The 19,014-nt window shown below is 49.6% G+C and carries 22 protein-coding genes; 21 read left to right on the forward strand and 1 reads right to left on the reverse strand.

Annotated features, from left to right (window positions below; translation table 11 throughout):
- The first annotated feature begins 1 nt into the window (after nucleotide 1).
- From LAJLEIBI_RS07520 to LAJLEIBI_RS07570, 13 genes are all read left to right on the forward strand, one after another.
- Nucleotides 2–1,684, forward strand: a complete 1,683-nt coding sequence (locus tag LAJLEIBI_RS07520; protein WP_006444067.1) for a [FeFe] hydrogenase, group A — start codon at nucleotides 2–4, stop codon at nucleotides 1,682–1,684.
- A gap of 230 nt (nucleotides 1,685–1,914) precedes the next feature.
- Nucleotides 1,915–4,002 carry a polyribonucleotide nucleotidyltransferase gene (locus LAJLEIBI_RS07525; RefSeq protein ID WP_006444068.1) on the forward strand — a complete coding sequence of 696 codons (2,088 nt, stop codon included), beginning with the start codon at nucleotides 1,915–1,917 and terminating at the stop codon, nucleotides 4,000–4,002.
- Between the two features lie 104 nt (nucleotides 4,003–4,106).
- The gene (locus tag LAJLEIBI_RS07530; RefSeq protein WP_006444069.1) at nucleotides 4,107–5,012 is read left to right on the forward strand and encodes a ketopantoate reductase family protein; all 906 of its coding nucleotides are present in this window, start codon (nucleotides 4,107–4,109) and stop codon (nucleotides 5,010–5,012) included.
- A gap of 71 nt (nucleotides 5,013–5,083) precedes the next feature.
- Nucleotides 5,084–5,752 (forward strand): response regulator transcription factor, encoded by a 669-nt coding sequence (locus LAJLEIBI_RS07535; protein ID WP_040435209.1) that lies wholly within the window; start codon nucleotides 5,084–5,086, stop codon nucleotides 5,750–5,752.
- The gene (locus LAJLEIBI_RS07540) at nucleotides 5,749–6,825 is read left to right on the forward strand and encodes a HAMP domain-containing sensor histidine kinase (RefSeq protein ID WP_006444071.1); all 1,077 of its coding nucleotides are present in this window, start codon (nucleotides 5,749–5,751) and stop codon (nucleotides 6,823–6,825) included. Before LAJLEIBI_RS07535 ends, LAJLEIBI_RS07540 begins: the two co-directional genes overlap by 4 nt.
- 173 nt (nucleotides 6,826–6,998) lie before the next feature.
- Nucleotides 6,999–7,154 (forward strand): hypothetical protein, encoded by a 156-nt coding sequence (locus tag LAJLEIBI_RS18055; RefSeq protein WP_006444073.1) that lies wholly within the window; start codon nucleotides 6,999–7,001, stop codon nucleotides 7,152–7,154.
- Nucleotides 7,151–7,999 (forward strand): ABC transporter ATP-binding protein, encoded by an 849-nt coding sequence (locus tag LAJLEIBI_RS07545; protein WP_006444074.1) that lies wholly within the window; start codon nucleotides 7,151–7,153, stop codon nucleotides 7,997–7,999. Before LAJLEIBI_RS18055 ends, LAJLEIBI_RS07545 begins: the two co-directional genes overlap by 4 nt.
- Entirely contained in the window at nucleotides 7,999–8,994 is a 996-nt protein-coding gene (locus LAJLEIBI_RS07550) for an ABC transporter permease (protein ID WP_006444075.1), read from the forward strand. Before LAJLEIBI_RS07545 ends, LAJLEIBI_RS07550 begins: the two co-directional genes overlap by 1 nt.
- A 2-nt stretch (nucleotides 8,995–8,996) precedes the next feature.
- Nucleotides 8,997–10,007: an ABC transporter permease gene (locus LAJLEIBI_RS07555; protein ID WP_006444076.1), complete on the forward strand. Its 1,011-nt coding sequence runs from the start codon at nucleotides 8,997–8,999 to the stop codon at nucleotides 10,005–10,007.
- 41 nt (nucleotides 10,008–10,048) lie between these two features.
- Nucleotides 10,049–10,204, forward strand: coding sequence for a hypothetical protein (locus tag LAJLEIBI_RS18060; RefSeq protein ID WP_006444077.1), 156 nt, complete (start codon nucleotides 10,049–10,051; stop codon nucleotides 10,202–10,204).
- A 44-nt stretch (nucleotides 10,205–10,248) separates the two neighbouring features.
- Nucleotides 10,249–10,881 (forward strand): TetR/AcrR family transcriptional regulator, encoded by a 633-nt coding sequence (locus tag LAJLEIBI_RS07560; RefSeq protein WP_006444078.1) that lies wholly within the window; start codon nucleotides 10,249–10,251, stop codon nucleotides 10,879–10,881.
- Nucleotides 10,868–11,764 carry an ABC transporter ATP-binding protein gene (locus LAJLEIBI_RS07565; RefSeq protein ID WP_006444079.1) on the forward strand — a complete coding sequence of 299 codons (897 nt, stop codon included), beginning with the start codon at nucleotides 10,868–10,870 and terminating at the stop codon, nucleotides 11,762–11,764. Before LAJLEIBI_RS07560 ends, LAJLEIBI_RS07565 begins: the two co-directional genes overlap by 14 nt.
- The gene (locus LAJLEIBI_RS07570) at nucleotides 11,764–12,561 is read left to right on the forward strand and encodes an ABC transporter permease (RefSeq protein WP_006444080.1); all 798 of its coding nucleotides are present in this window, start codon (nucleotides 11,764–11,766) and stop codon (nucleotides 12,559–12,561) included. Before LAJLEIBI_RS07565 ends, LAJLEIBI_RS07570 begins: the two co-directional genes overlap by 1 nt.
- Before the next feature lie 76 nt (nucleotides 12,562–12,637).
- Here LAJLEIBI_RS07570 and LAJLEIBI_RS07575 read toward each other — a convergent pair whose 3' ends face one another.
- Nucleotides 12,638–13,816: a metallophosphoesterase gene (locus LAJLEIBI_RS07575; protein WP_006444081.1), complete on the reverse strand. Its 1,179-nt coding sequence runs from the start codon at nucleotides 13,814–13,816 to the stop codon at nucleotides 12,638–12,640.
- Between the two features lie 147 nt (nucleotides 13,817–13,963).
- Here LAJLEIBI_RS07575 and spoIIIAA point away from each other — a divergent pair, with 147 nt between their 5' ends.
- Genes spoIIIAA through LAJLEIBI_RS07615 form a run of 8 tightly spaced genes read left to right on the forward strand, consistent with a single transcriptional unit; the run spans nucleotide 13,964 to nucleotide 18,903 of the window.
- On the forward strand, nucleotides 13,964–14,914 hold the full coding sequence (spoIIIAA, locus tag LAJLEIBI_RS07580; protein WP_006444082.1) for a stage III sporulation protein AA: 951 nt from the start codon (nucleotides 13,964–13,966) through the stop codon (nucleotides 14,912–14,914).
- A 6-nt stretch (nucleotides 14,915–14,920) separates the two neighbouring features.
- Complete coding sequence (locus LAJLEIBI_RS07585) at nucleotides 14,921–15,439, forward strand: stage III sporulation protein AB (protein WP_138263644.1); 519 nt, start codon at nucleotides 14,921–14,923, stop codon at nucleotides 15,437–15,439.
- A gap of 11 nt (nucleotides 15,440–15,450) precedes the next feature.
- Complete coding sequence (spoIIIAC, locus tag LAJLEIBI_RS07590; RefSeq protein ID WP_040435211.1) at nucleotides 15,451–15,645, forward strand: stage III sporulation protein AC; 195 nt, start codon at nucleotides 15,451–15,453, stop codon at nucleotides 15,643–15,645.
- A gap of 20 nt (nucleotides 15,646–15,665) precedes the next feature.
- Nucleotides 15,666–16,052, forward strand: a complete 387-nt coding sequence (spoIIIAD, locus tag LAJLEIBI_RS07595) for a stage III sporulation protein AD (protein ID WP_006444085.1) — start codon at nucleotides 15,666–15,668, stop codon at nucleotides 16,050–16,052.
- Entirely contained in the window at nucleotides 16,049–17,275 is a 1,227-nt protein-coding gene (locus LAJLEIBI_RS07600; protein WP_006444086.1) for a stage III sporulation protein AE, read from the forward strand. Before spoIIIAD ends, LAJLEIBI_RS07600 begins: the two co-directional genes overlap by 4 nt.
- A gap of 9 nt (nucleotides 17,276–17,284) precedes the next feature.
- Complete coding sequence (locus tag LAJLEIBI_RS07605; RefSeq protein ID WP_006444087.1) at nucleotides 17,285–17,644, forward strand: stage III sporulation protein AF; 360 nt, start codon at nucleotides 17,285–17,287, stop codon at nucleotides 17,642–17,644.
- Nucleotides 17,631–18,236, forward strand: coding sequence for a hypothetical protein (locus tag LAJLEIBI_RS07610; RefSeq protein ID WP_006444088.1), 606 nt, complete (start codon nucleotides 17,631–17,633; stop codon nucleotides 18,234–18,236). The genes LAJLEIBI_RS07605 and LAJLEIBI_RS07610 overlap by 14 nt, the downstream gene beginning before the upstream one ends.
- A 28-nt stretch (nucleotides 18,237–18,264) precedes the next feature.
- Nucleotides 18,265–18,903, forward strand: a complete 639-nt coding sequence (locus LAJLEIBI_RS07615; RefSeq protein ID WP_006444089.1) for a SpoIIIAH-like family protein — start codon at nucleotides 18,265–18,267, stop codon at nucleotides 18,901–18,903.
- Nucleotides 18,904–19,014 lie beyond the last annotated feature (111 nt).

Raw genomic sequence — 19,014 nt, forward strand, 5'->3', positions numbered from 1 at the left:
CATGAAATATATGACAATCAACAACCGGAAGGTGGCGTTCGAGGATGAGAAGAATGTGCTTTCAGTCATCCGGAAGTCCGGGATCGATCTTCCTACGTTCTGCTATCATTCAGAGCTGTCGACTTACGGAGCGTGCAGGATGTGCGTGGTGGAAGATGACAGGGGGAGGGTGTTTGCGTCCTGCTCGGAGACACCGAGGGAAGGCATGGTCATCTATACGAACACACCGAGACTCCAGCACCACCGCAAAATGATACTGGAACTGCTGCTGGCATCCCACTGCAGGGACTGTACGACGTGCCGGAAAAATGGAGTCTGTACACTGCAGAAACTGGCGCAGCAGCTCGGTGTAAGTTATGTCAGATTTGAGAATAACAAGCCGCAGCTTCCGCTGGATGAAAGTTCGGACTGCATCGTGCGTGACCCGAACAAATGTATACTTTGCGGGGACTGTGTGCGCACATGCGACGAGATACAGGGGCTCGGTGTGCTCGACTTTGCCTTCCGCGGCGCGAGGATGCAGGTGATGCCTGCCTTTAATAAGGATCTGGCGAAGACAGACTGTGTGGGCTGCGGACAGTGCAGAGCCGTATGTCCGACCGGCGCCATCACGATCAAGCAGAATATCCGTCCGGTATGGGAGGCGGTTGCGGATCCGGACACCCGCGTCGTCGTGCAGATCGCTCCCGCGGTGCGTGTGGCGGTAGGTGACAAGTTCGGCATACCTAAGGGAGAGAATTCTCTTGGAAAGCTGGCGGCCGCCCTGCGCCGCATGGGATTTGACGAGATATACGACACGAATTTCGGCGCGGACCTCACTGTCATGGAAGAGTCAGAAGAATTGCTGGAGCGCCTGGATTCAGGGGAAAACCTGCCGCTGTTTACCTCCTGCTGTCCGGGATGGGTCAAGTTTTGTGAGAACAAATATCCGGATCTTCGGGAACATATCTCTACGTGCCGCTCGCCTCAGCAGATGTTCGGCGCAGTGCTGAAGGAAGAGGCGCGCATGGACAAAGAGGATAAGAGAAAAACCGTGGTTGTATCCATCATGCCGTGTACGGCAAAAAAAGCCGAGATACACCGGCCGGAGCACAGGACGGACGGAGAGCAGGATGTGGACTATGTGCTCACGACGACGGAAGTGACGCGGATGATAAAAGAGGCGGGAATCGACCTTGCCCAGATGCCGTCAGAGGCGCTTGATATGCCTTTCGGACTTTCTTCCGGGGCGGGCGCCATATTCGGGGTGACCGGAGGGGTGACGGAAGCAGTCCTGCGCCGCCTGGCAGGAAGCAGCCGGCAGGAAGAGCTGGAAAATATAAGCTTTACCGGAGTACGCGGCATAGACGGGATCAAGGAGGCCTCTGTAAGGCTCGGAGAGCGGGAAGTAAAGATAGCCGTGGTCAATGGGCTCAAGTGCGCGGATGAAGTGATGAGCCGCATCCGGTCCGGTGAGACTTATTATGATTTCGTGGAGGTCATGGCCTGCAAGCGCGGCTGCATCACCGGCGGCGGACAGCCGGTGCCGATAGGGGCGCGCACGAAGAAGGCGAGACTGGAAGCGCTGTATAAGATCGATACGGTGGCGCAGATCAAACGGTCTAACGAAAATCCCATTATCCAGACACTCTACAGCGGGCTGTTGAGAGGAAAAGAACATAAGCTGCTCCACAATGAAAAATAAACACGGAAAGCTTAGGGCAGGGAGCCGGTATCCGGCAGCTCTGCCCTACTTTTTCTGAAAACGTAAAAAGAGTGGCATAAATCCTGCGAGTGTGCTATAATATTCTAGATTGTGGACAGGAATGACATATCCGAGACCACTGAAAAGCGTATTTTATGCTGAAAGTATGTTTTTCAGTAGTTTCGGCGTCTCCTGTTTACTTAAAATGTAAGAGATAAAAGGAGAACAATATGTATAAGAAATTTGAGATGGAACTGGCCGGCAGAAAACTCCGTGTAGATGTAGACAGGGTTGCGAAGCAGGCCAACGGAGCGGTGCTCATGCACTATGGGGATACGACGGTACTCTGTACGGCAACGGCTTCTGAGAAGCCGAGAGAAGGAATCGACTTCTTCCCGCTAAGCGTTGAGTACAATGAGAGATTGTATTCTGTGGGCAAGATCCCGGGAGGATTCAACAAAAGAGAAGGAAAAGCTTCCGAGAATGCGGTGCTCACATGCCGTGTCATCGACAGACCGATGCGCCCGCTGTTCCCGAAGGATTACCGCAATGACGTTACACTCGAGAACCTTGTCATGTCAGTGGACCAGGACTGCAGCCCTGAACTGACGGCCATGCTCGGCGCGGCGATCGCTACTACGATTTCTGACATCCCGTTTGACGGACCGATTTCCGCCACACAGGTAGGGCTTGTGGACAATACGCTTGTATTCAATCCGACGGCCGCACAGAAAGAAGCTTCCGATATGGCGCTTACGGTCGCTTCCACAAGAGATAAGGTGATCATGATCGAAGCCGGGGCCAATGAAGTCCCGGAAGATAAGATGATAGAAGCCATCTTCGCCGCACACGAGCTGAACCAGAAAGTGATAGCTTTTATAGACACTATCGTGGCCGAGTGCGGAAAACAGAAGCATACGTATGAAAGCTGTGCTGTTCCGGAAGAGCTGTTCGCTGCGATCAGGGAACTTGTTCCGCCGCAGGAGATGGAAGAGGCAGTATTTACAGATGACAAGCAGACACGTGAGGAAAATATCCGTGTCATCACAGCCAGACTGGAAGAAGCTTTTGCGGAGAAAGAAGAATGGCTTGAGGTGCTCTCAGAGGCAGTATACCAGTACCAGAAAAAGACTGTGCGCAAGATGATATTAAAAGACCACAAGCGTCCGGACGGCAGGGCTGTCGACCAGATCAGAGCGCTGGCCGCAGAGATCGATCTGATACCGAGGGTACATGGTTCCGCCATGTTTACAAGGGGACAGACACAGATATGTACGGTCACTACACTGGCACCGCTGGCAGAAGCGCAGAGACTGGACGGACTTGATGAGGCGGAGACTTCCAAGAGATACATGCATCACTATAACTTCCCGTCTTACTCCGTGGGAGAGACGAGACCGTCAAGAGGACCCGGACGCCGTGAGATCGGCCATGGAGCTCTGGCAGAGAGGGCTCTCATACCTGTACTGCCGTCGGAGACAGAGTTCCCATATGCGATCCGTACGGTATCAGAGACATTTGAATCCAATGGATCAACTTCCCAGGCAAGTATCTGTGCGTCCTCCATGTCACTTATGGCAGCGGGTGTTCCGATCAAGGCCGCGGTCGCAGGTATCTCCGCAGGACTTGTGACAGGCGACACGGATGACGATTATCTTGTGCTCACCGATATTCAGGGACTGGAAGACTTTTTCGGCGACATGGACTTCAAGGTTGCAGGTACGCATAAAGGTATCACTGCAATTCAGATGGACATTAAGATTCACGGACTGACAAGGCCGATCATCGAGGAAGCCATTGCGACGACGAAGAAAGCAAGAACCTTTATCCTTGACGAAGTGATGAACAAGACGATCGCAGAGCCGAGACCGGAAGTGGGAGCGTATGCGCCGAAGATCATCCAGATGCAGATCGATCCGCAGAAGATCGGTGATGTAGTGGGACAGCGCGGCAAGACGATCAATGCCATCATAGAGCAGACAGGCGTTAAGATCGATATTACCGACGACGGTGCCGTTTCTATCTGCGGCGTAGAGGCCGACAGCATGGCGGAAGCAAAAAGACTGATCGAAATTATCGTGGCGGACTTTGAGGCAGGCCAGATACTGGAAGGTAAAGTAGTCAGCATTAAAGAGTTTGGTGCATTCCTTGAATTTGCTCCGGGCAAAGAAGGTATGGTTCATATTTCCAAGATTTCAAAAGAGAGGATCAACCATGTAGAAGATGTACTGACACTGGGAGACGTTGTCACGGTAGTATGCCTTGGCAAGGACAAGATGGGGCGTATCTCTTTCAGCATGAAAGATGTTGCAAAATAAATTAGGGAAGAACCACAGAATGCAGGAAACTGATTCTGTGGTTTTTGTCTTTATGGTACGGTTTCTTTCCCGTTCCATAACAGTTGAGAAGGAGGACATTATCAATGAAAGTATATATTATAGGGATGGGCGCGCTGGGCGTCATGTATGCGGATCACATTAAAGAACACGGCGGCGACGTGGCGTTTGTCATGGACCGCGAGAGGCTGGCGAGATATGAAGGACGTCCGGTCATCTGCAACGGCAGGGAACAGACCTTTGCCATGTTGGATGCTGCCGAGGCGGCCCCTGCGGACCTCGTGATAACAGCGGTGAAATACAGCGGCCTTAAACCGGCCATACAGACGATGAGACACTGTGTAGGGGCAGATACCATCCTTATGTCCGTCATGAACGGGATCAGCAGCGAAGATATCATTGCAGAGACATACGGGAGCGGGAGAATGGTCTATACGGTAGCCCAGGGTATGGATGCCATGAAGGCAGGAAATGTGCTCAAGTACACACAGATGGGCGAACTGTGCATCGGCAGGAAGGAGCCGGCCCAAAAGTCCAATGTAGAGCGTGTGGCGGCATATTTCGACAGCATCGGCATGCCGTATACGGTGGACGAAGATATTATGCACCGGATCTGGGGCAAGTTCATGCTGAATGTAGGCGTGAACCAGACTTGTATGGCATACGGCACTACATATGAGGGCGTACTTCTGCCGGGAGAGCCCCATGATATTATGCTGGAAGCCATGCATGAAGTGATCGCCGCCGCAAACGCGGAGGGAATCGCGCTCGGGGAAGAAGACGTGGATTTCTACGTCGGCCTTTTGGGAAAACTTGATCCGAACGGCTATCCGTCTATGGCCCAGGACAGGGTTGCGCGGCGTTATTCGGAGGTGGAGATGTTTGCGGGGACAGTGATCCCCATATGCGAGAAGCACAAAATACCGGCTCCGGCCAACAGAAAGCTGTATGAGATGGTAAAAGCGATAGAGAAAGAGTACGGACAGGGATAAGGGCGGCGAAGAAAGTGTTCGACGAGCCGGGCGTGAAGAAGCAACCTGAAAAATCGAAAAGAGGTGTTTTTATGGCAAACGTCTTGATTGTGGAAGATGAAAAGAACATGCAGGATATCATTGTTGAATATATGCGGCGGGGCGGTCATACTTGTTTCACCGCCGACGATGGCGTGGACGCTTTAATGATTTTGAAAAGCAATCCAATGGATTTGATGATACTGGACGTGATGATGCCCCATCTGGACGGCTTTTCCGTCTGTAAGCTGGCGCGTGAAATGAGCAATATGCCGATTATCATGCTGACAGCCAAAGGCGGCGAGGACGATAAGTTAAAGGGCTACGAGTACGGAGCCGACGACTACATGACAAAGCCTTTCAGCCCCAAGGTACTGCTTGCAAAAGCAAACGCCCTGCTCCGCCGTTCTTCTCCCGCTCCTTTGGACGCGTTAAATGTTGGGAAAATAATGGTAATACCATCGTCTCATAAGGTGTTTATAGACGGGCAGGAGATCACCCTTACCCATAAAGAATATGAACTGCTGTATTTCCTCATGGTAAATCCCGGACAGATTTTTGCCCGCGACCAGCTATTGAACAGAATCTGGGGATATGACTTCGAGGGTACTACCCGGACGGTAGATACCCATATCAAGACCTTGCGGCAGAAATTGGGCGACGAGGGGAAACATATCGTCACACTCATTCGCTCCGGCTATAAATTCGAGGTGGCAGTATGAAATTAGATGATAATTTTACGTTCCGTACAGTCCGAAAAAAGATACTGATAATTTCAAAGCTGGCCGGTATCCTGCTTATCCTTTCCTACATCCTTTCAACCAAGTTGGAAATCGATCCTGATGTTTCATTTGCGGTTTGGTTTGCCTTTGTGATTGCCATTGTCCTTGTTGTCGATTTTCTAATGGGACACTTTATTTCAAAACCCATCTCTAAACTCAATCAAACGGCCAGGAAGATGGCAAAACTGGATTTTTCCGACCCTTGCACCATTACGACCAATGATGAATTTGGAGAAATGGCCGTAAGCCTCAGCACTATGGCCGAAAATCTGCAACAGGCGCTTACCGGATTGGAAGCAGCCAATACCCGGCTTGAACAAGACGTAGAGCAGGAGCGGCGGCTGTTGGCCGAGCGTAAAGAACTGGTCGATAACCTGTCCCATGAAATGAAAACCCCGCTGGGCGTGATCCGCGCCTATGCCGAGGGTCTGCAGGACGAAGCGGACGAGGCCAAAAAGCAAAAGTATTCAGCAATTATCATAGCGGAAACCGAGCGGATGAGCAATCTAATTACAACCCTGTTGGATTTGTCGGCGCTGGAAACGGGAGCCTGTCGGCTTGTTCCTGAGCGGTTTGATTTTGTGGAATTTTTAGAAACAGTTGCCGGGAGATTGCTGATCGACACGCCGGACGCCAACTTCACTCTGCAATATGAACTTCCCGATAAGAGAGCCTATGTAGATGTGGACAAGGCCCGTATGGAGCAGGTTTTAGACAATCTGCTCGTCAACGCAAAAAAGAATGTCCAGCCGGGTGGTATTTTGAAACTGTCTCTAAAAGAACAGATGGGGACGCTGTATTTCTCCGTCTATAACCAAGGCCCCACGATTCCGCAGGAAAATCTACCTAAGATCTGGACAAAATTTTACCGGGATGTCAACTCTCAATACAGCGGTTCCGGGCTGGGGCTAGCCATCGTCGCGCAGATACTGTCTATGCAGAATTTGAGCTATGGAGTGGAAAATCTTTCCGACGGCGTTCAATTCTATTTCTCCATTCCCACAGTCAAATAAATTGTTTTCATATGCGGCCCTGCTTTCAGAGGATCATATCAATACGAGAGCAGGGCTTTTTCTATTGCAAAATTTCACACCAGCTTCACAGCGGCCTCACATCGACTTCACCACATTTTTATAAATTTTCCTCAACAAGAGGGTTTTGACCCTGGAAAAAAGGAGGCTGTTATATGGAATTTTTAGGTTTGACTTGGTACTGGTGGCTGGTGATCGTGGTGGTGCTGGTGATTTCAATTCCGTTCAAAATCAGGTTTATGAAGTGGTGGAGCAAGCGCCAGCATCACAAGAAAAAGGATCGGCACGGGAAATGGGGTGACGATGAATGATTGAAGTAAAAGATTTGACTTTTTCCTACGGGAAAGATAAACAGGCCCTTCACGGCTTGAACTTCACCGTAGAAGATGGAGAAATCTTTGGCTTTCTGGGGCCGAATGGCTCTGGAAAGTCAACGACCCAAAAAATTCTGACCGGGATTTTGAAAGGTCATGGCGGTAAGGTGTCCCTGTTTGGACAGGATATTTCCGCCGCGCACACGCAGGAGTTTTTTCAAAAGATCGGCGTTTTGTTTGAGTTTCCCTATCTGTACGCCAACTTGAGCGCCATTGATAACCTCAAATATTTTTCTTCTTTCTATCCCAAAGGGCAACTGCGGGATATTCAGGAAGTTTTGGACGAATTGGAGTTTAAGCCTGATTTTTTGAAAAAGCCGGTTTCCTCCTACTCGAAAGGTATGCGGCAACGGGCAAGCATGGCGCGGGCGCTGATCAGCAATCCCAAGCTCTTGTTTCTGGACGAGCCGACCAGCGGGCTTGACCCGTCCGGCGCTGTTCTCTTCCGCAAGATTATTGAAGCGGAGCGGAAGAAAGGCACCACAGTATTTCTAACGACCCACAATATGCTGGACGCCGATCTGCTCTGTGACCGCGTAGCCTTTATCTCCAATGGAAGAATTATGGCGCTGGACACGCCCAAAAATCTGAAAGAACAGAACAGCAACCACCGCGTCGTGATTGATTATCTGTACCAGGGGAAGCGGGAGGAAAAAACGATTGAGGCCCCGGAATTGGAGGCGGGCATCCCCTATGCACATGACGAGATCATCAGCATACATTCACAGGAACCTACCTTGGAGGATATGTTTATCAAATACACGGGAAGGGGGCTGTCTTGATGTGGAAAAGCCTCTGTTCTCTATTCATAAAAGATTGCCGGATGATGGTATCTGGAAAATTTTTTCTTATGTCGGTGGGCTTCCTGGTTCTTTACACTTTGTATGTGAACTTTGGATACGTTAAATTTATGGACGCCGGGCTATACAATGTGTATCTGTATGACCCGGCAGGAACACAGACAACGGTTTCCTCGCTGGTTCAGCGAGTTTCATCGAAAGAAGCACTTGACACAATTTTACTCGATGATACGAACGGAGTTGGCATTGATGCCAGTACCGGGGAGCCACAGCTTGTATTCTATGAGGGAACGGAAAATGCTGACCACCACCGGGTCGATTACGCACTTTCTCTCCTGCAGCCATCAGGGAATCACAGCGCCGAAGTGATAGGCTCCAATACGCCGGAACAAAAGGCAAGGAAAGAGATTACCTGTGAACTGCTGTTTTTTGAAATTGCTGCTGTTGGATTTTTAGGGATCGCCGCTGTGCTGTTCAAGGAAAAAGGGATGGGGGTTATCCGTGTTCATGCCATTATGCCCTTGCGGAAAAATCTATTCATCCTGTCCAAGCTGGCAATTTTCCTGCTGTCCGATCTGCTCTTTGCAATATTGCTCACAATGCTGAATGTCGGATTATCGGATACCGTATCTATATTGCCTGCAGTGTTACTTCAAACGGCGCTCCTGTCCTTGTTTATGGCTTTGACCGGACTGACATGTACCCTGCTTCTAAAAGATTTCCGACAGTTTACATTGGCCTATCTGCTGATTGCTATTTTTGTCTCAACTCCTGTATTTTTGTCGGCAAATACGTCGGTAAAGCTGGATTGGATCGGGTTCCATCCATTCTATCACATTTATATGGGACTGAAAAATGCTTACTTTGGAACACCAACAGCCGGCCCGCTTTACTATTTGGGTTATGCTGGAGCAATCGCGGCGCTATTCGTCGCAGTACAATTTGTGTTCCAGAGAGAAATAGGAAAGGAGGGCTGACAATGAAAGGATTGCGTTATCAACTTAAAAGTGTTCTGAAAGATAAGTTTTGCCTGATGTCTTTTCTTCTGCCGATTATCGTCGCTGTGGCGTTAACCTTTGTCGGCTCGATTGACCTTTCTTCACTGGGAGAACTTCATTTTGGCGTTTTGGAAAACAACTTGTCTGCTCAAACCGTCACATGGCTGGAGCGATATGGCCCGGTGACAACTTATTCAACGCCGGAAGAACTGATGGATGCAATCAACGAGCCTTCTACAAATTTAATCGGTGTGGAGATTGACGGAGACAGTATCAAGACCATTCTTTCCGGCGACGAGCTGGATGTATTTCGTCAAACCGCCGACACGCTCCCCGCTTTATATGAGCAACGCGGCATGGCCCGGCAGGTGAAGGTTCAAATTATGGAACACCCCAATATGATGACGGGATTTCAAGATATGTTTGCTGCCATAACGCTGATCGTCGCTATGTTTATGGGCTGTACCTTCAATGCCATGAACATTGTTTCAGAGAAGGAGGACGGCGTAGCGTTTATCAACGAAATTTTACCCATGACCCACAGCCGGTACATCATGCAGAAACTTATCATTGGTTTCCTCTGTGGGTGCTTGTCCTCGATCATTACAGCTTGTATCTGTTTTCAACTTTCCCTGCATAATACTGCCCTCATGCTGGTACTAATTGTTCTTTCCGCATTTGTGGCCGCTCTCATCGGCCTGTACATCGGCAGGTTTTCTGAGGGGCTTATGGTCAGCGTGGTCTATCTTAAAATCGTTATGCTGTTGTTCATGGCCGTCCCGATCCTTAGCTTTCTTTTGGGGAGCGGCAATTCGCTTCTCTCCGCAATTTGCTACCTTGTCCCCTCGCAGGCAACTTTCGAGGGCATTATGAGCCTTTCGGGCGGAAGTTCTGCAACAATAACAAAAGATATTCTTATACTTACAGCTCATTGTGCGGCATGGTTTCTACTCTACATTGCCCTTTCTGTGCGCCGCAGGAGAAAAGCATAGCAATATAAGCCATCTGCCCAGTGGCAAAAGGAGGAAGGGAAATGCTTGATAAGAAAAGTGATTACGCGCTGAACGCCAGCCTTAGACCCGGTAATGGCACACCGGGGCGAGATCGCGGTAATCTGCCGGAAATAAATTTTTCGGCAGAAGGGGTTGTAAAAAATAGTCAATACGGTATTGTTATATATATGGAATGACCGAAATGGTCAAACCGGTTTGGACAGTGTGAGGGGGTGAGAGGGTGAATGAAAAGTTTTACACGCTTCCGGAGGAGAAACAGCAGAAGATCATCAATGCGGCCATGGAGGTGTTCTCTCAGAATGAATACAAACGGGCGTCCACGGATCTGATCGCGGCGAAGGCGGGAGTTTCCAAAGGTCTGCTGTTTTATTACTTTCATAACAAGAAGGAATTATATTTGTTTCTGTATGACTATGTGATAGAAGTGATGAAGGAGCAGGTCGTGGATGAGAAGTTCTATGAGATAACGGATTTTTTTGAACTGCTTTCCTACTGTGCAGGGAAAAAGGTCAAGGTGCTGAGCAGAAATCCGTACATAACCGACTTTGCCATGCGGGCGTTTTATTCAGAGAAGGAAGCTGTTTCCGAAGATTTAAAACAGATAAACGTATCCCGGACAGAAGAATTGTATGAGATGTATTTCAAGAGCATTGACGCGTATAAGTTCAGGGAGGGTGCAAACCCCTACATGGTCATGAAGATGCTCCTCTGGATGTCCGACGGGTATTTGCATGATCTTCAGATGTCCGGAAAACCAATAGATGTAGATGTGCTGATGGAAGAGTTCGACCGATGGATGACTATGTTCAGAAAGCTCGTGTATAAGGAGGAATATCAGAATGGGCGTGATTGAGATCGACAATATAACAAAAGACTACGGGAAAGGGCGGGGCGTATTTGATGTCAGCTTTTCTGTGGAAAAGGGAGAGGTTCTTGGATTTCTTGGCCCAAACGGAGCCGGCAAGACGACGACGATCCGGCAGCTTATGGGATTTATCAGGCCGGACCGGGGCAGTCTGTCCATTCAGGGGATGGACTGTTTTAAAGAGGCGGACAGAATACAGAAGTCGGTCGGATATCTTCCGGGAGAGATTGCCTTCATCGATTCCATGAACGGTATGGAATTCATAAAATTTGTGGCTCAGATGAAAAAGATGAAAGGGCTGGGCCGGGCGCATGAATTGATGGAACTGTTTGAACTGAACGCATCAGGCAAATTGAAAAAGATGTCCAAGGGAATGAAGCAGAAAATAGGCATTGTCTGTGCTTTTATGGACACGGGGGCGGATATCCTGATCCTCGATGAGCCGACAAGCGGGCTGGACCCGCTAATGCAGAACCGGTTCGTGGAACTCATCCTGACAGAAAAGAAGCAGGGCAGAACGATACTCATGTCGTCCCATATGTTTGAGGAAGTCGAGCGTACGTGCGACCGCGCGGCGATCATACGTGACGGCAGGCTCGTGGCGGTGGAAGAGATGGAGAAGTTGAGAGAGGGAAGACAGAAGACGGTGGAAGTGACCTTTCAGGAGGCTTCCATGGCAGAGGAATTTGCTGCCGGTTTCCCGAAGGCGGCCTATCAGGCGGGCGAGAGAACCGTGACTTTAAGAGTTGGCAGAAATCTGGATTTCTTTGTGAAAAAGGCAGGCGCATATACGGTGACGGATCTAAACGTGCGCACACAGAGCCTGGAAGAGTTTTTCCTGCATTTTTACGGAGAGGGGGCGGAAAAATAATGAATATAACGTTATTAAAAAAAGAACTGAAATCCAACTGGCTTCTGCTTGTTATTTTTCTCGCGGTGCTCAGTATGTACGGCAGCATGATCACCATGATGTTCGATCCGAAGATGGGGGACGGCCTGCGGGCGATGGCGGACAGTATGCCCGGTATGTTTGCGGCGTTCGGCATGACAAATGTGGGGACGACACTGCTGGATTTTGTATCGAGCTATCTGTATGGTATCCTCTATGTGGCATTCCCGGGCGTATTTATCATAATTTTGTCAAACAGGCTGGCAGCCAGATACGTTGACAACGGCTCCATGGCATATCTGCTGGCGGCGCCGGTGAAGAGGTGGAAGATCATGCTGACGCAGGCGCTCTTCCTTCTGCTCTGTCTTGTCATAATGGTCGGCTTTGCGACCGGACTCATACTTGTATTCAGCGAAGCGCTGTTTCCCGGAGAGATGGATATAAAAGCCTTTCTGAGACTGAACGCCGGGCTTCTCGGACTTCTCGTGTTCTTCGGCGGGGCCGGAATCTGCGCGTCCTGCTTCTGCAACGAATCGAAAAATGCATCGGCGGTAAGCACGACAGTTGTCGTATATTCGATCCTTCTGCAGATGATATCACGGGTGGGGGATAAGTTCGAGCATCTGAAATATGCCACTCCTCTGACCCTGTTTGACACCGACGGTCTTGGCGCAGGGGACCATGAGGCGTGGATAATGTGCGCCGTCTTATATGCGGCAGGGATCATTCTTATGGGCGTCGGTATCGTGAGGTTCAGCAAAAGAGACCTTCCGCTTTGAATAAAAGAATAGGAACAAAAAGAAAAGCCGCTCCGGCTTTCCGCACGTAAGTGCAGGAAGCCGGGGCGGCTTTTCTCTATCTGAAAGTAACATTTATGACACATATTTCACTTTTCGTCCCGACCCTCATGTTCGGTCCGAAGACGCCGACACCGGAGGTGACAATATTATGCATATTCCCTTTCTTTAAATATCCGTATGGATTTTCCCACAGAAGCTTTATTGTAAGATTCCCTGGAAACATCTGCCCGTCGTGCGTATGGCCGCACAGATCCAGATCGACTCCCGCACCGGCAAGTTCGTCCAGTTCCTTTGGCTCATGGTCAATGACAAGGACAGGCTTTCTCATATCCATATCTTCTGTCAGTTCCTCTGCTGATCTGCGCTTGTCGATACCTCTGCCGGGCCGTTCTTCATCCGCCCTTCCGTACAGGTAGAAGGAATCTTCTATGAGCACGCCTTCATCTCTTAACAGCGTGATACCCGAATCTTCCAGAAACTGGTCCATCCGCGGGTCACTGACCTTCTTTTCATCATGGTTGAAGGTAAAACCGGCGAGAATCTTTTCCTGAACATCGTGATTTCCGTAACAGGCATATACACCGTAGGTGCTTTTGATCTTCTGCAGTGTAGAGGCGATCTGCTCCGGATCTTTCAGCGCGTCAAAGTCATTGTCAAAGAAATCGCCTGCTATGACGACGAGGTCCGGGTTCTGGGCATTTATCTTTTTCACCATCTGTTCCATCTCATGATTTCCGGTGTTGTATCCGAGATGTAAGTCCGCAGTGAGGACGACTTTCATGGAAGAGATTGCTCCGGCATCTTTGTCTATCGCAACATCATAAGATGTAGTGCGGATATGCTTTCCGTTAAGGACGCCGTAAGCGCTGACAGACAATATAACCGCGATACACAGCGTCCCGGCTGTGACAAAGGTTCTGCGGGAGGAGAGCTTATTTTGGTCTGCCTTTATTACGTACTTAAGGAAGAGGCGGATAAGGTCCGCGAAAGCCACCGTCAGCAGTATGTAACACACGGTTCCGAACCAGATGTTTGTCAGCGTCTTGAGCCACCTGACGGGCCAGAAAAAGGAGATCAGTATGGAAAGGGCAAAGAAGCTGTAGACAACAAGGACCACGGCGCGTACCGGGCGCTTTCTGAAATGGCGGGTGCATGCACCCATCCACCGGATGAGCCAGCGGAATACATATATGTTTAAAAGTATATAGACAGGTGCGAGAAAAACAGCGATCATAATACGAAAACCTCTCTTTATCTGTAGTCTGAACAGCCCGCGGACGGCAGAGCAGAGATCACGCTGCCGCCTGAGGCATTAAGATTGTAACATATTTGGTAATAAATTAAAAGGCTGTACATATATTGTGTAAAGAGGTGGACAAAGATGCAAAGAGACAGAATATTAAAGGTGCTGCCCGTGAAAGTACGCCGGCTCATAGAGGAAGAACAGCTTCAGTACGACTACCTTCAGGAGATCAGATTGAGGACAGGCAAACCGCTTCTTATGATCTACCGCGGGGATGAACTCATCACAGGGCCGGGGCGGGGCGGGCCCTATATCATCACAAAAGAGGATATCCGGGAGATGGTGGGATATATCAGCAATTACTCGCTGTATGCATATGAGCAGGAAATGAAGCAGGGGTTTATCACGATCGAAGGGGGGCACAGAGTTGGAATGACCGGACAGGCGATCATAGAGGACGGGAAAGTAAAGAACATAAAATATATATCTTCGGTGAACCTTCGGATCGCACATGAAGTGCTCGGATGCGCGGATGAAATATTCCCCTATGTGGCCCTCAACCGGAAGCTGTGCCATACATTGATCATTTCGCCGCCCAGATGCGGCAAAACGACACTTTTAAGAGACATGATACGGCAGATATCGGACGGCAACGCGTGGGTGAAGGGGATGTCTGTGGGAGTGGTGGATGAACGTTCCGAGATCGGAGGCTGTTATATGGGAGTCGCCCAGAATCATCTTGGCATGCGCACAGACGTACTGGACTGCTGTCCGAAGGCGGAAGGCATGATAATGCTCATCCGTTCCATGAGCCCGGAAGTGGTGGCGGTGGATGAAATAGGGGCGGCAGAAGATGTACATGCTGTCGAGTACGCCATGCACTGCGGATGTAAACTGCTTGCCAGTATCCACGGCGCTTCCATGGAGGAAATACGAAAGAAACCGCTGCTTGGCAGACTTGTGCAGGAAAAGAGATTTGAACGGTATATCGTACTTGGCAGCCGCATTCATCCAGGTCAGATAGAGGGCATATATGATGACAGAGGAACGCTTCTGTATGCGGAGCAGCCGGCGGGACAAGGAGTGTAGACAATTATGATGAAGATAGCAGGCGCTCTGCTCCTTACGGCAGGAACGACACTGATGGGGATGAGAGCGGCATCGGGGATTCAGGATGAATACAGGCAGATACAATATCTGCAGCAGATCATGTACCTGCTGCTAAGTGAAATACGGTACAGCAGGGCATACCTCGGGGAGGCTTTTCTCCATATAGGGGGACAGGTCAGGGAACCATATTCAAAATGGCTGGCCCAGATGAGCCGCCGCATGGACAGCAGAGACGAAGGCATATTCTCCGATATTTGGGAGAACAGCGCAGAGGAGTATCTGGCAGATTCCGGGCTCCCCGGGGAAGAGATAAGCCGGCTGAAAGCTCTGGGCACAAGGCTTGGGGCGGCAGATATGGATATGCAGCTCAAGACATTGGAGCTGTATCAGGAGCAGCTGGCGGTCTCGATGTCGGAAAAAAGAGAAGGGATGAGGACAAAGATGAGGTTATGCCGCTGCCTTGGCGTTACGAGCGGCATATTTCTGACGGTCCTGCTTGTATAGAGGAGGCGTGTATGAGTGTTAATCTGATATTTAAAATTGCAGCGGTCGGTATTCTAGTGTCTGTGCTGAGCCAGGTGCTCAAGCACAGCGGGAGGGAAGAACAGGCGTTTCTCACGAGTCTGGCAGGACTGCTTCTCGTATTGTTCTGGATCGTACCGTATATTTATGAATTGTTCGAGTCGATCAAAAAATTATTTTCACTTTAGCTTAAAAGAGGGGTTGCCATATGAGTATGGTTCAGATAGGGATTATAGGGGTAGTGGGAGCGCTGCTTGCCGTACAGTTTAAAAGCGGAAAATCAGAATATGGTATTTATATCAGCGTAGTGCTCAGTCTGTTTATCTTTTTCTGTATCATCACAAGGCTGAACATCATCGTGGATATGATGCGCACCATAGGAAGCTATATCAATATGGATACCGCTTATATCGGAACATTGATCAAGATGCTCGGCATCACATATGTGGCGGAGTTCTCCTCCGGGATATGCAAAGATGCCGGTTACCAGACGATCGCGGTGCAGATAGAGATATTCGGAAAGCTGGCGGTTCTCGTGCTGAGCATGCCGGTCCTCATGGCGCTGCTTGAGACAATAAAGGAATTTCTGTCATGAAAAAATGTATTTATGTAATGGCGGCCGTGCTGCTGCTGGCGGTTACCGGACTGGCCGGCGCTGCCGGCGTAAAAGAAGTACAGGCTCACGACAGCCGCAAAGAGCAGCAAAACAGCGCGCAGGAAAATAGTGGAGAGTCAGACGGTAAAGAACAGGAAGATCCGGGAGTGATCGAAAATAAGATCATCAGCCAGTTCGACTTTGACGACATCGATGATTCCCTGAAAGATCTGTTCCCAGGCGAGAAGCTCGACTTTAAAGAGACGCTAATGGCAGTCATCACAGGTGACATGTCACTGTCCGCTGACCTGCTGAACAGGCTTGTGTCGGATCAGCTGACTTATGTAGTGCGCAGCAATAAATCCAACCTGATACATATACTTCTCATCGCTGTCATTGCCGCTGTGTTTACGAATTTTTCCAACGTATTTCAGAACAGGCAGATCTCACAGGTGAGCTTTTACATGCTGTACCTGCTGCTGATCGCGCTCTGTCTGAATTCATTTGAGATAGTCATTGACTGGGTGGAGGGAGGGATCCAAAACCTGACTTCCTTTATGGGGGTGTTCTGCCCGCTTTATTTTCTGGCGGTGGCCATAGCAAAAGGGAGTGTGACATCCATTGCGTTTTTTAATCTTGTGCTGTTCCTTATATATCTCGTGGAGATGCTTATTGTGAATTTCCTGCTGCCGGCGGTCCATATATATATTATGGTCAAGATCATCAATTACCTGTCTTCGGAGGATTATCTGAGCAAGCTGGCAGAGCTGATGCAGGTTGTGATCGTATGGACACTGAAGACGCTGCTTGCCTGCATCATTGGGCTCAATGTGATACAGGGGCTTATAAGTCCGGCTATCGACACTGTCAAACGGAGCGTTGTGACGAGGGGAGCCGAAGCGATACCGGGGATCGGGGATGCCATAGGCGGAGTGACAGAAGTTGTGCTTGGGACGGCAGTGCTCGTGAAAAACGGTATTGGAATGACAGGTGCAGTCATCTGTGTCGCCCTCTGTGTCGTTCCGCTTGTCCAGACCGGCATTGTCGTCATTATGTATAAGCTGGTGGCGGCTCTCATACAGCCGGTGTCCGACAAAAGGATCGTAGGATGTGTGGAAAGCGTTGGTGACGGGTGCCAGATCCTGATGCGTGTCATATTTACGGTAGGACTTTTATTTCTTCTGACGATAGCTATCGTGTCGGCTGTGACGAGCGGGGTGTAAGGAGGCGTTATGTTTCAGTATTTATATGATTGGATCCGGAATATTGCATTTTATATGGTGCTTGTCATGGCAGCCATACAGGTGCTGCCGAATACGGACTACAAAAAATACATAAGGTTTTTTACGGGTCTCGTGCTCATTTTGATGCTGGCGGCGCCGATATTAAAGATTTTCGGTATGGATAAGAAACTGACGGACGTATATAACAATGAGACCTATAAAGGAGAGATCGAGCGGATAGAGGATTCCACAAAATATCTGGAAGATGTGGACGTGTCTGACTATCTGGGGACGCCGGAAGATGAGGAAAATGAGGGAGAGGCCGGCAAAGGAGCGGTAGAAGTGGAGGAGATTCATGTTGGAAGATAGAAAGAAATGGACATTGAAGCTTAAGGAACTGATTCCCGGGGGAAAGCTTAAGAAAGACCAGATCCTCATCATCCTTCTGGCCGGCATTCTTCTGCTCGTCATCGCCATACCGTCCGGTTCCGGCAGCAGAGACAAAGGCAGCGCCAAGTCCGGCGGCGCCGGCGCTTCAGCCGGCAGTTCAGAAGCAGACCAGAATTCCTATGCCCGGGAGATGGAGTCGCATCTGGAGGAAGTGTTGTCGCAGATGGCAGGCGTAGGTGATGTGACGGTGATGATCACCTTAAAATCTTCTTCCGAAAAGGTGGTGGAGAAGGATGTGGAAGGAGAATCGGAGTCCGTGACAGAGTCCGACAGCCAGGGCGGCAGCAGGACGACGCAGAATTCGAGCCGAGGTGAGACGACCGTATACGACGGTAACAGCTCACAGGAAGGGGCTCCTTATATAAGTAAAGAAATAAGCCCGCAGGTGGAGGGGGTGGTAGTGCTGGCATCCGGCGGGAATAATGCGGTCGTCGTTCAGAATATAACTGAGGCAGTTCAAGCATTATTTGGCGTAGACACGCATAAAATTAAGATAATGAAGAAGAACTAAAAGAAGTGGTAAATTAGGAGGGTGAACAGTGAAACGAATATTTAGGAAAAACCAGGTGATTATTGCTGCTCTTGCTGTTATGATCGCTGCTGCCGGGTATCTGAACTATTCCGGCAGATTATTCAATGACAAAGATAAGACCACTGAGACAAGTGGAGAACTGGCAAATAAAGAACTTCTGGATATCTCAGATGATGACCTGGCCAGCGCGTCGGGGGACATTCAGAGCCAGGACAGCGACAGTGAAAGCAAAGACGGAAACGTGGACGGCACTCCGGGCGAGGCTGTGCTCACAAACGGTGAAGCCAGCGCTGTAGTTGCGGAAGCAAAAGTGACAAGAGAGCAGGTACGCGCCAAAAACAAGGAGTCTCTCATGGAGATCATCGACAATGACAAACTGAGTGACGAACAGAAAAAGGATGCGGTAAACCAGATGGTACAGATGACAGATCTGGCGGAAAAAGAAGCTGCCGCCGAGACGCTTCTGGCATCCAAGGGGTTCAATGAGGCAGTTGTGTCCCTTACGGCGGAAAGTGCCGATGTTGTCGTAAACGCAGAGGAACTAAGCGATGCAAACAGGGCACAGATCGAAGACATAGTTTCCCGCAAGACGGGAATTGACGCGCAGAACATAGTGATCACACCGGTACGCTCTGACGGCAAATAACCGGTAGTATAGTAAAATAAGTATTGCTGCAGCATACGGCATAGTCGGTCGGGACTATGCCATTTTGCTGTCCGCAGCTTTGGAAGGAAGGGGAAAAATTCAATTGTAGAT

It is taken from the genome of [Clostridium] hylemonae DSM 15053, assembly GCF_008281175.1.
Lineage (GTDB): Bacteria > Bacillota > Clostridia > Lachnospirales > Lachnospiraceae > Extibacter > Extibacter hylemonae.

Coding starts and splice junctions, on each gene's coding strand:
- LAJLEIBI_RS07520 (WP_006444067.1), top strand. CDS start 2: ATGAAATATATGACAATCAACAACCGGAAGGTGGCGTTCGAGGATGAG.
- LAJLEIBI_RS07525 (WP_006444068.1), top strand. CDS start 1,915: ATGTATAAGAAATTTGAGATGGAACTGGCCGGCAGAAAACTCCGTGTA.
- LAJLEIBI_RS07530 (WP_006444069.1), top strand. CDS start 4,107: ATGAAAGTATATATTATAGGGATGGGCGCGCTGGGCGTCATGTATGCG.
- LAJLEIBI_RS07535 (WP_040435209.1), top strand. CDS start 5,084: ATGGCAAACGTCTTGATTGTGGAAGATGAAAAGAACATGCAGGATATC.
- LAJLEIBI_RS07540 (WP_006444071.1), top strand. CDS start 5,749: ATGAAATTAGATGATAATTTTACGTTCCGTACAGTCCGAAAAAAGATA.
- LAJLEIBI_RS18055 (WP_006444073.1), top strand. CDS start 6,999: ATGGAATTTTTAGGTTTGACTTGGTACTGGTGGCTGGTGATCGTGGTG.
- LAJLEIBI_RS07545 (WP_006444074.1), top strand. CDS start 7,151: ATGATTGAAGTAAAAGATTTGACTTTTTCCTACGGGAAAGATAAACAG.
- LAJLEIBI_RS07550 (WP_006444075.1), top strand. CDS start 7,999: ATGTGGAAAAGCCTCTGTTCTCTATTCATAAAAGATTGCCGGATGATG.
- LAJLEIBI_RS07555 (WP_006444076.1), top strand. CDS start 8,997: ATGAAAGGATTGCGTTATCAACTTAAAAGTGTTCTGAAAGATAAGTTT.
- LAJLEIBI_RS18060 (WP_006444077.1), top strand. CDS start 10,049: ATGCTTGATAAGAAAAGTGATTACGCGCTGAACGCCAGCCTTAGACCC.
- LAJLEIBI_RS07565 (WP_006444079.1), top strand. CDS start 10,868: ATGGGCGTGATTGAGATCGACAATATAACAAAAGACTACGGGAAAGGG.
- LAJLEIBI_RS07570 (WP_006444080.1), top strand. CDS start 11,764: ATGAATATAACGTTATTAAAAAAAGAACTGAAATCCAACTGGCTTCTG.
- LAJLEIBI_RS07575 (WP_006444081.1), bottom strand. CDS start 13,816: ATGATCGCTGTTTTTCTCGCACCTGTCTATATACTTTTAAACATATAT.
- spoIIIAA (WP_006444082.1), top strand. CDS start 13,964: ATGCAAAGAGACAGAATATTAAAGGTGCTGCCCGTGAAAGTACGCCGG.
- LAJLEIBI_RS07585 (WP_138263644.1), top strand. CDS start 14,921: ATGATGAAGATAGCAGGCGCTCTGCTCCTTACGGCAGGAACGACACTG.
- spoIIIAC (WP_040435211.1), top strand. CDS start 15,451: ATGAGTGTTAATCTGATATTTAAAATTGCAGCGGTCGGTATTCTAGTG.
- spoIIIAD (WP_006444085.1), top strand. CDS start 15,666: ATGAGTATGGTTCAGATAGGGATTATAGGGGTAGTGGGAGCGCTGCTT.
- LAJLEIBI_RS07600 (WP_006444086.1), top strand. CDS start 16,049: ATGAAAAAATGTATTTATGTAATGGCGGCCGTGCTGCTGCTGGCGGTT.
- LAJLEIBI_RS07605 (WP_006444087.1), top strand. CDS start 17,285: ATGTTTCAGTATTTATATGATTGGATCCGGAATATTGCATTTTATATG.
- LAJLEIBI_RS07610 (WP_006444088.1), top strand. CDS start 17,631: ATGTTGGAAGATAGAAAGAAATGGACATTGAAGCTTAAGGAACTGATT.